The sequence below is a fragment of the Microbacterium sp. genome (assembly GCF_031178525.1).
Classification (GTDB): domain Bacteria; phylum Actinomycetota; class Actinomycetes; order Actinomycetales; family Microbacteriaceae; genus Microbacterium.
On the sequence record NZ_JAPSJA010000076.1, the window covers coordinates 1 to 10963 of the forward strand.

The following is a 10963-nucleotide window of genomic DNA, read 5'->3' on the forward strand; positions in this document are numbered from 1 at the left end:
CGGCCTCGAGCACCTGCGCGTCGTACTGATCGACGACGCGCAGGAGCTCACGCGCGGCGGGATCGCGGTGGTCGAGGCCCTGCGCGCCCGCGGTGTCGCGGTGCTCGCGTTCGGCGATCCCGACATCGGATCGGGCGCGTTCCGGGGAGTCACGCCCGAGCTGTTCGCGCGGCTGTCGGCCTCGCTCGGCGAGCGGCACGTGCTGCGCGACGTGCACCGCGGGCATCCCGCCCTCACCCGCCTCGTGCGCGCCATCACCCAGTCGATCGGGGCCGGCGGCGTGGTCGCGCACCGCCAGGCGCCGGGTCCGGAGATCGACGGGGCGGGCGTGATCGAGACGCATGTCGCGCCGTCACCCTACGAGGAGGTCGACCGCATCGCGTGGGTGCTGCGCGAGTGGCACCTCTTGGGCGGCGTGCCGTGGCGGCGGATGGCCGTGATCGCACACGACACGCGGCAGATCACCGTGCTCGAGGCCGAGCTCGCGGCGCGCGAGGTGCCCACCCGCGCCGCCGGCGTGCAGCGGCCGCTCGGCAGCGAGAGCGTGGTGCGCGAGCTCGTGGAGATCGTCGACCTGGGCCTGCAGGATCACGCCGAGCGCGACGACGAACGACTGGTGGCGGCGCTGCGCTCCCCGTTCGGCGGGCTGGACGGTGTCGGGCTGCGGCGGCTGCGCGCGCGCCTGCGTCACGGCGAACTGGCCGAGGGCGGCAGCCGGCCCGCGCGCGAGCTGCTGCGCGAGGCCCTCGGACAGCCCCCGGTCTTCGACCTCATCGACGCGCCGGAGGCGCGCGTCGCGCGGCGGTTCGCCGAGACGCTGCGGCTCGTGCACGAGGAGGGCGCGCGCGGCGCCACCATCCACGACCTGCTGTGGACCGTGTGGGACCGGGCGCGGGCCAGCGACGGCCGACGCCTCGATCTGGCCTGGCACGAGGCGGCTCTCGGCCAGGGACCGCTCGCGGCGGAGACCGGGCGCGCGCTGGACGGTCTCGTCGCGCTGTTCGACGCGGCCAAGCGCTCGGTCGAGCGCAATCCGCAGGAGGGTCCGCTGCCGTTCATCCGCGACATCCTCGGCAGCGACGTCCCCGAGGACACGCTCTCCTCTCCCGACCGGGGCGGCGCCGTGACGCTGCTCACCCCCGCCAACGCGCTCGGCGTCGAGTTCGACGCCGTGGTGATCGCCGGCGTGCAGGACGGCGTGTGGCCGAACGTGCGCCTGCGCGGCGGGCTTCTCGAGGGCTGGCGGCTCGCGGGGCGCATCGAGGCCGCGCGCACGGGTGCCGCGCCGCTCAGCGAGAGCGCGCTCGACCGGCGCCGCGCCATGCTGCACGACGAGCTGCGCCTGTTCGTGCGGGCGACATCGCGCGCGCGGTCGTTCCTGGTCGTCACCGCGGTGGACGATGACGACACCGGTCCGAGCGCGCTGCTGTCGTTCCTGCCGGATCCGGATCCCGCGGCGGCGGAGCGGGTCGAGCATCCGCTCACGCTGCGCGGTCTGGTCGCCCAGCATCGCCGCACCCTCACCACCTCGGGGGAGACCTCCGAGCGCGCCGCCGCCGCCGCGCAGCTGCGGCTGCTCGCCGATGCGGGCGTGCCCGGCGCGGATCCGGCGCAGTGGTACGGCGTCCTTCCCCCGTCCACCGACGCGCCGCTGCGCGACCTCGCGGCCCGAGGGGCGCGCGTGTCGCCTTCGCGCCTCGAGGCGTTCGAACGCTGCGGACTCGACTGGGTGATCGCCGCGCTGGGCGGCGACACCGTCACGGCTCCGACGGCCGGCATCGGGATCATCCTGCACGCCGCGCTCGAGCGCGTGCCCGACGGCGACCTCGACGCTCTGCGCGCCGTGGTCGACGAGCGGTGGGGCGAGCTCGACTTCGAGACCCCGTGGATCGCGTCGAAGGAGCGCCGCCGCGCGGAGAAGCTCATCGAGCGGCTTCACGCCTATCTGCGCGCAGCCGATGCCGAGGGCGGCGCGCACATCGTGTCGGAGGCGGAGTTCCGCTTCGCCGTGGCACTCGACGGCGACGACGAGGCGACGCCGGTCGTGCACGCCGGCGAAGACGCGGCCGGTCCCCATCGCGCGGTGGTGAGCGGCAAGATCGACCGCGTGGAGACCTACCCGCGGGGCGGGGGAGAGCACGCGGCGGCCCGTGGTGCGGCGAACGGCTGGAAGCGGATGACCACCGCCGACCCCGACGCCCCGATGCGTGTCGCGGTGGTGGATCTGAAGAGCGGGAAGAACGAGCCTCTGACCGAGACGAAGGTGGCCGATCACGCGCAGCTCGCGGCGTACCAGGTCGCTGTGCAGGAGGGCCTCGTGCCCGGAGCGGACGCGTCGGGGCTCGTGGGCGCGCGGCTGGTCGTTCTGGACGGCGCGATCGGCAAGAGCGACTACCGCGTCGCGCACCAGCACCGGCTGGACGATGCGACGCGCGCCGCGTTCCTGCGCCGCGTGGCCGAGGCGGCGCGCGGCATGTCCGCCAGCGCGTTCACCGCGCGCGTCGACGAACACTGCCTCGTGGAAGGACCCTACGTGCCGAACTGCCGGATCCACACGGTCGAGGCGGTGAGCTCGTGACGATCGCCCCCGAGCAGGACGTCGAGGCCGTCGCCGCCTGGGGGCCCGGCCACGGGCTGCGGGCCACGCACATCTCCGCCGCGCTGGGCCTGCCGACCCCGACCCCCGCGCAGCAGCGCGTGATCGAAGCGCCGCCGCTGCCCGCGCTGGTCGTCGCGGGCGCGGGCAGCGGCAAGACCGAGACGATGTCGGGGCGCGTGGTCTGGCTGGTGGCGAACGGGCACGTCGAGCGCGACCAGATCCTGGGCCTGACCTTCACCCGCAAGGCCGCGGGCGAGCTCGACGAGCGCATCTCCGCGCGCCTCGCGCTGGTCGACGAGTTCGGCCGGCGCGGGCTGCTGCCGCATCTCGCGGGCATCGTGGAGCGCGGCGAGCTGGCGGACGTCGACCGGGCGGCCACGCCCGCGCAGCGCACGGCCGTGCGGCGGCGTGTGCTCGACGATCTCGCCGAGCGGTACGGCACCGGATGGGATCCGTCGTCGGTCGCGGGCGTGGACGCTCTGATGATCCGGCCCCGCGTGTCGACGTACAACGCGTTCGCCGACGCGATCGTGCGCGAGCACGCCGCACGCATCGGGCGCGATCCCGAGGCCGCGATGCTGAGCACGTCGGCGTCGTGGCTGATCGCGCGGCACGTCGTTCTGCGCGCGCAGCTGCCCGGGCTCGAGGAGGTCGAGCGATCGGTCACCGGCGTCGTCGACGCGGTGCAGCGGCTGGCGGGCGACGTGCTCGACCACCGCGTCGACCTCGACGAGCTCGAGCGCCTGGCCCGTCGCGAGGCGGCGCGCTTCGAGCCGTACATCGCACACGACAAGGCCCGCAAGCCGTACACGAACCTCGTCACGCTGCCGATCCTCGCGCAGCTCGTGCGCGACTACATCGACGAGAAGCAGCGCCGCGGCGTGCTCGACTTCGCCGACCAGGTGGACGGCGCCTTCCGCATCGTCGAGACCGCCCCGAACGTGCGCGACGACCTGCGCCAGCAGTACCGCGTCGTGCTGCTCGACGAGTATCAGGACACCTCGGTCATCCAGACCAGGTTCCTCGCCGAGGTGTTCCGTGACGGCGCCGTGATGGCCGTCGGCGACCCGCACCAGTCGATCTACGGATGGCGCGGTGCCAGCGCCGACAACCTCTACGCGTTCGGCGACGCCTTCGCGGACGATGGCCGGGCCGCGCAGTACGACCTGATGACCAGCTGGCGCAACGACCGGGCGATCCTGTCGGTCGCGAACCGCGTGCTGCAGCCGCTGCAGGGCGATCGCGGCATCACCGTGCCCGCGCTCGAGCCGCGCCCGGGCGCCGGCGAGGGCCACGTCGAGGTGGCGTTCACCCATACGGTGGACGAGGAGGCCGATGCCGTCGCCGACTGGTTCGCACGCCTCCGCGCCGCGCACACCGCGGGGAACCCGCACAGCGCCGAAAGCGCGGCGAAGCCGCACACGGGTGCGATCCTCTTCCGCTCGAAGCGGCACATGAGCCTGTTCGCCGCGAAGCTGGCCGAGCGAGGTGTCCCGCACCGCATCCTCGGCCTCGGCGGCCTGCTCTCCACACCCGAGGTGGTCGACGTGCTGTCGGTGCTGCGCGTGCTGCACGACCCCACCTCGGGGTCGCCGCTCATCCGCCTGCTGGTGGGGCCGCGGTTCCGCGTCGGCGTGGCCGACATGGCCGCCCTGTACGACCTCGCGGCCGAGCTGGCTCGCCGCGACGCCGCCCTGTCCCCGCTGCCGGCCGAGCTCGCCGCACGCCTGCGCACCTCGAACGGCGCCGACGAGGCGGTGTCGATCGTCGACGCGGTCGACGTGGTGCGCACCATGCGCGACGACTACCGCCTGCTGCAGGGGATCACGCCGGAGGGGCGCACCCGCATCCGGGAGGCCGCAGCGATGCTCGAGCGGCTGCGCCGGCAGGTCGGGCAGCCGATCCCCGAGCTGATCCGCCTGATCGAGATCGAGCTGCGCCTCGACATCGAGCTGGCCGCCAACGAGACCCGCGGCTCGGCGCGCGTGGCGTCGACGCAGCTGCGGGCGTTCGTCGACGAGGTGCGCGGGTTCCTCTCCGCCGACGAGCGCGGCACGATCGGCAGCCTGCTCGCCTGGCTCGACCGCGCCGAGCAGGCCGACGAGCTGATGCCGCGCACCGAGCCACCCGAGCCCGGCGTCGTGCAACTGCTCACGATCCACGGATCCAAGGGCCTCGAGTGGGACGCGGTCGCGGTCGTCCGCCTGGTCGAGGGCGAGCTGCCGGGCTCGGTCAAGGACACCGCCGGCTGGCTCGGTTTCGGCGTGCTGCCGTATGCGCTGCGCGGCGACCGCGCCGCCCTTCCGCGCTTCGAGTGGGACCCGCTCCTCGCGGGCCTCGGCATCGAGGAAGAGACCAAGCGGCGCAAGGCCGAGCTCGACTCCCTCGTGAGCGAATCCCAGGATCCTGCCAAGCGCGGCGCGCTCGCGCGCTTCGCCGACGGCAACCGGCGCTCGCAGCGCGAAGAGGAGCGCCGGCTCGCCTACGTCGCCGTGACCCGCGCGCGCACGGACCTGCTGCTCAGCGGAGCCCACTGGGCCGGGCAGTCGCGCCCGCGCGTGCCGAGCGAGTTCCTCGTCGAGATCATGGGCGGCCTGGGGTTGGATCCGATCGGCCCGGTGGACAAGGACGACAACCCGTACACGGGCACGGCCGCGACGCGCGAGTGGCCCATGGAGCCGCTCGGGCGCCGCCGCGACCGCGTCACCGAGGCGGCCGCGCTCGTGCGCGCCGCCGCCCCGGTCGAGCCGTCGCCGCGCCTGGCCCGCCTGCTGGCCGAGCGCGCCGAGCGCGAGCGCGGGCGGGCGCTGACCGCGCCCACGCGCATCCCCGCGTCGCGGTTCAAGGACTACGTAGCCGACTTCGCCGGCACGGTGTCGCAGATCAGCCGCCCGATGCCCGAGCGGCCCTACACGCAGACCCGCATCGGCACGCTGTTCCACCAGTGGGTCGAGCAGCGCTCGGGCATCGCCGGGGCCGGATCGTCGACCGATGACGCGCTGTGGGAGAGCGACGAGGAGCTGTGGGGCGAGGACATCGCGCCCGACACCGAGGTTTCGGCGGAGGACGAGGTCGCGCTCGCCCGGCTGCGAGATATCTTCCTGCGCAGCGAGTGGGCGCCGTTGCGGCCCATCGAGGTGGAGACCGAGATCGACTTCGCGATGCCGGGCGCGGACGGCGAGCCCGACCACATCGTGATCTGCAAGCTCGACGCCGTGTACGAGCGCAACGGCCGGATCGAGATCGTCGACTGGAAGACGGGCAAGGCGCCGCGCACCGCGGCCGAGAAGGAGCAGCGCATGCTGCAGCTCGCGCTGTACCGCGTGGCCTACCACCGCCGCCACGGCATGCCGCTCGACCGGATCGATGTCGCGCTGTTCTACGTCGGCGACGACCTCGTCATCCGCGACGACCGGATCTACTCCGAGGCGGAGCTGGTCCAGCGCTGGAACGCTGCGCGGGCGGAGCGGCGAGCGTCCTCCGCGTCGGGCTGACCGCCGTCGTCGGACGCGGAGTGCTCGCCGAGCGGAGCGTCGGCGTCGGCGTCGGCGCGCTCGAGGCCGACGAGCTCGTCCCGGTCGATCGGCTGCGTCTCCTGCGCCGCCGACGTCGCACGGGCGCGCTTCTCCTCGCTCCAGTCGTCCTTGTTCCAGGTGCTGTCGGGCCCGAGGGTCAGGTCGTCCGGATCGAATGCGTCCGTCTGCATCGACGTGTCGACCGCGGGGGCGCCGGGTCTTTGGGGAACGTTTGCGAGCACCGTCATCGCGTCATCGATGTCGGTGCGGCCGTCGTCGTCGATCTCGGCCAGCAGCACGTCGTCCTTGACGCCCTCGGCGAGCGACTCGAGCAGCGCCGCGGCGTCGTCCACGACGTCGGTGCGGTGACTCTCGAGGCCGTGCACGAGCCAGCGGGCGAACTCGAGTTCGGCGTGCAGGCGGGCGCGCACGCGCACCGCGGCGTCCGGCGCACGATGCGCGGCCTCGCCGTATGCGCGGAAGATGTCCTTCGCGGCATCCGGCGCCGACGCGACCCAGCGCAAGTCGACCGCGGGATCGTCGATCGACAGACCGTGCCAGTCGAGCACGCCGGAGACGCCGGGAGCGCCTCGCTCGTCGTCCTCGAACAGGAACGATGTCGCCTGCGTACCGCCCAGGCAGACGGCCGGCTCGAAGGCCCAGAGACGGTCGTCCTCGAGCGCGTCGCGCCAGCGGACGGTGAGCCGAACGGGGACGCGTCCGCTGTGGGACGCGGCCTCGATCACGCGGCGCACGTCGGCGCGCGTCTGCTCGGGTGTGTGCTCACGCAGGCCGGCGGAACGCACGACCGACGGCGGCAGCGCGTGCAGCGCTGCGAGCGCCGCTCCGATCGAGGTCGCGGCACCCTCCCCGGGTGGGATCTCGTCGGCGTCAATCAGGTAGCCCGGCACGAATCTGGTGACGACCGCGCGGCCCGCGAGCAGCGCGGCGGCGCCCACGTACTCGGGGGCTCGGAAGGGCAGCATGCCCCGCACGCCGGGGGTGAGCGCGCGGAGCGCGACGACCTCCGCGGCCAGCTCCCGATCCGCCGCCTCCTCGTTGGCGACGCGCACGACCAGCTCGCTGCCGTCTGCGAGGGTCGCCACGGCCGAGTCGAACCGCCCGCCGCCGCCCGCGGTGAGTCGGCGGGCGCCGACCACCTCGGCATCCGGGACGGCCGCCGTGACGGCCGCCGCTAGAGTGAGAGGGGAGCGTGCCATGCCCCCAAGGGTAGGTCGGAGGCTCTCGCGTTCGCCCCTCGCCACGCCCGCGACCGCCGACCCCGCGCTCCGCGGAGGCAGCCGCACTCGCGACGAAAGGGACTTGCTGCGATGAGCCGCCACGAAGCCTCCGCCGCACAGCGCGTCGCCGCCACGGATCGCGCCGCCGCCGAACGCGACGATCCGAAGCTGCTGGACGGCGCCCGGGCAGACGGTGCCACGCGCGTGGTCGTCGTGCGCGGGGCGCACGCCGCACTCGCCGAAGGATCGCCCCGTCTCCTCGGCATCGCCCCGAGTGACGTGCCCGGCGACGCCGAATGGGGCTTCCTCGGCCGCACGGCCGACGGCGCCGCGGTGCTCGTCGCCGCGTTCGACGCCTCCGCGGCCGAGCCCCTCGACCCGCCGGGCGGATGGGCGGGGCCCCGGGAACTGGCCGCCGAGCTCGATCCCGCCGAGGCCGACACGCTCGTCGTCGCGGTGAGTCTTGGCCGCTGGCTCACCGGCCACCGCTTCTGTCCCACCTGCGGCGGGCGCGCGATCCTGCGGCAGGCCGGCTGGTCGCGCCGCTGTGAGGCCTGCGGACGCGACCACTTCCCGCGCAACGACCCGGCCGTGATCGTCGCCATCACGGATGCGGAGCGCCGTCGCATCCTGCTCGGCGCGAACGTCAACTGGCGCGGCCGGATGCACTCGTGCTTCGCCGGATTCGTCGAGGCGGGCGAATCCCTCGAGACCGCGATCCACCGGGAGATCTGCGAGGAGGCGGGTGTGCGTCTGACGGGGTTGCGCTACTCGGCGTCGCAGCCGTGGCCGTACCCGCACTCGCTCATGCTCGGCTTCGAGGCGACCGCGGTCGATCCGGACGAGGCGCGCGCGGACGGTGCGGAGATCGTGTCGCTGCGCTGGTTCACGCGCGCCGAGATCGGCGCGGCGCTCGAGGGCCGCGGCGAGGTCGGCCTTCCCGGCCCCGCATCCATCGCACACCGGCTCATTCGCGACTGGTTCGAGGAGGGCGACGCGTGACCGGCGCGAGCTCCGCGCTGGACGGCCTCGACGAGCATCAGCGGGAGGCGGCCGCGACGCTGCGAGGTCCCGTCGTCGTGCTGGCGGGTGCGGGCGCGGGCAAGACGCGTGTGATCACGCACCGGATCGCGCACGGCGTCGACACCGGTGCGTACTCGCCGCAGCGTGTGATGGCCGTGACCTTCACGACGAAGGCGGCGGGCGAGCTGCGGGGCCGGCTGCGGGCGCTGGGCATCGAGGGCGTCTCGGCGAAGACGTTCCACGCCGCCGCGCTCGCGCAGCTGAACTACTTCTGGCCGCAGGTCGCGGGCGACGAGGCGCCGCGCATCGTCGACAACAAGGTCAAGCTGCTGGCCCACGCTGCCGACGCGCTGCGTCTGCGTCCCGACCGCGCGACGCTGCGGGACGTCGCGTCTCAGATCGAGTGGCGCAAGGTCACGATGCGCACGATCGAGCAGTACGAGCGGCTCGGCCGCACGGTCGGCTCCCTCAGGAGCGACGCGCTCGTCGAGTTGATGCGCCGGTACGAGGCGCTGAAGGACGAACGCCGCCAGCTCGATTTCGAGGACGTGCTGCTCGCATGCGCGGGAATGCTCGAGGCCGAGCCGCGCGTCGCGGTCGCCGTGCGGGAGCAGTACCGTCATTTCACGGTGGACGAGTTCCAAGACGTCTCGCCGCTGCAGAACCGCCTGCTCGAACTCTGGCTGGGCGACCGTCGCGACCTGTGCGTCGTGGGCGATGCGAGCCAGACCATCTACTCGTTCACGGGGGCCGAATCCCGGTTCCTGCTGGAGTTCCCGACGCGCTATCCGGATGCCACGGTCGTGCGGCTGGAGCGCAACTACCGCTCCGACGCCGCCGTCCTCGACGTGGCGAACGCGCTCATGCGGGGGCGGCCCGGCGCGCTCACGCTCGTCGCCGCCGCGAGCGAGGCGTCGTCGCCCCGGCCCGAGGTCACCGCCTACCCGGACGACCGTGCCGAGGCCGAGGGGGTCGCGGACGCGATCGCGCGGCGGATGCAGTCGGCGCGTGCGGACGAGATCGCCGTCCTGTACCGCTCGCATGCGCAGTCCGCGGCGATCCAGCAGGCGCTGTCGGCGCGGGGCATCGCGACGAGCGTGCTCGGCGGCACGCGGTTCTTCGACATGCCGGAGGTGCGCCAGGCCGTGCTCGCCATCCGCGCGGCCGCCGTCGCCCCGCACGGCGCCGGGTTCGTCGACGAGGTGCGCACGGCGCTGCGCGGCCTCGGTCATCAGGATGAGCCGCCGGCCGCGGGCGGCGCTGTGCGCGATGCGTGGGAGGCGCGGGCCGCGATCCTGCGTCTCGCCGAGGAGGCCGCGCCGGGCGCGACGCTGCGCACCTTCGCCGACGACCTGATGGCACGCGCGAAGGATCAGCACGAGCCGGCGATGCGCACCGTCACGCTGTCCACGCTGCACGCCGCCAAGGGTCTCGAGTGGCCGCACGTGCACATCCTCGGGTTCTCCGAGGGGCTGCTGCCGATCTCGTACGCGTCGTCTCTCGAGGGCGTGGACGAGGAGCGTCGGCTCGCGTACGTCGGCATCACGCGGGCCGCGCGAACTCTGTCGATCTCGTGGGCTCGGCAGTCGGAAGCGGGACGGGGGGAGCGGTCTCCGTCGCGCTTCCTCGCCGAGATCGGCCCTCATCTCGCTCAGGGGTGCCCGTCCGGCACAGGCACTCGGGGTGCGGACGGTGCGAGTGCCACGCGCGGCGCGCCTGCGCGTTCGAGCGCACGGACGTCGACGCGCTGACGCTCTGGCCGGGCGCGGTGCGCACGCCGTCATGCAGCAGTCGCGCCACGAGCATCCCGGCCTCCATCGCTCGCGCCCGCGGCACGGCGACGGGCCGGCGACCGACGAGCTGAGCGGCGATCGCCGGCCACGCGGGATCCCGATCGCGCTCATGGGCGGAGAGGCACGCCAGGCACGCCGTGCGTCCGGGCTCCACAAGCGGTCCCACCGTCACGCCGCCGCCGTCGAACACCACCGGGATGTGCCGGAGGTCGTCGGCCATGAGCTGGGCGGGCAGGTGGGGCGGCACGTGGTGATGAGCGAGCAGGACGACGGCGTCGCCCGCGAACCGCGCCGCCGGCGCGGCCCACGTCGCGGCGATGCCGACCGCGCCCAGCGCCTCCGCCACGTCGGTCGAGGTCGTCGCGTCCACGCCGTCGGCCGCCCGCAGCTGCACCGTGCGGACCGTCCCGGGACGAGCGAGCGCGCCCTCGAGGTCGGCGAGGAACGCGGCCAGCTCGTGCGCGGGCACGTCCAGCGCGGCGGTGATCCGCTCGAGCGTGGCCGAATCGACGCCGCGCTCCATGGCGCCGAGCACTCTCTGCTGCCACGGCGAGGGGTCGCGCAGGGTCACGACGGGATGTGCGCCGAGCTGCAGCGTCGTCTCGTCGCGCCACAGCGCCGGATGGGACGGATCGAGCCGGAGGAACGTCATGCGCCCATCGTGCGCGCCGGCATCACGCGGCGCGCGCGCTCTCCACAGCCGTCTCCGGCGCTCCGCCGGGGAAGGGGCTGGGGACGAGGGTCACACCGGCCGCGGACCCTCCGGGGCGTCGTCCCCGTCCCCGCGCGGCG

At 74.2% G+C, this 10963-nt stretch carries 5 protein-coding genes; 4 read left to right on the forward strand and 1 reads right to left on the reverse strand.

Features of this window, described 5'->3' with window-relative positions:
* The coding region (locus RIF89_RS06925; protein ID WP_309068400.1) for a PD-(D/E)XK nuclease family protein at positions 1-2578 on the forward strand (2578 nt) is incomplete at its 5' end.
* Entirely contained in the window at positions 2575-6093 is a 3519-nt protein-coding gene (locus tag RIF89_RS06930; RefSeq protein ID WP_309068401.1) for an ATP-dependent DNA helicase, read from the forward strand. The genes RIF89_RS06925 and RIF89_RS06930, both read left to right, overlap by 4 nt.
* Here RIF89_RS06930 and RIF89_RS06935 read toward each other — a convergent pair.
* Positions 6018-7334, reverse strand: a complete 1317-nt coding sequence (locus tag RIF89_RS06935) for a phosphotransferase (RefSeq protein ID WP_309068402.1) — start codon at positions 7332-7334, stop codon at positions 6018-6020. The genes RIF89_RS06930 and RIF89_RS06935 overlap by 76 nt on opposite strands.
* Positions 7335-7445: 111 nt before the next feature.
* Here RIF89_RS06935 and nudC point away from each other — a divergent pair, with 111 nt between their 5' ends.
* Both nudC and RIF89_RS06945 read left to right on the forward strand, forming a co-directional pair.
* Positions 7446-8357, forward strand: coding sequence for an NAD(+) diphosphatase (nudC, locus tag RIF89_RS06940; RefSeq protein WP_309068403.1), 912 nt, complete (start codon positions 7446-7448; stop codon positions 8355-8357).
* Positions 8354-10129, forward strand: a complete 1776-nt coding sequence (locus RIF89_RS06945) for an ATP-dependent helicase (protein ID WP_309068404.1) — start codon at positions 8354-8356, stop codon at positions 10127-10129. Before nudC ends, RIF89_RS06945 begins: the two co-directional genes overlap by 4 nt.
* Positions 10130-10963: the final 834 nt, after the last annotated feature.

Excerpts from the sequence above, each read along its gene's own strand:
- RIF89_RS06935 (WP_309068402.1), bottom strand. The coding sequence starts at position 7,334 with ATGGCACGCTCCCCTCTCACTCTAGCGGCGGCCGTCACGGCGGCCGTC.
- nudC (WP_309068403.1), top strand. The coding sequence starts at position 7,446 with ATGAGCCGCCACGAAGCCTCCGCCGCACAGCGCGTCGCCGCCACGGAT.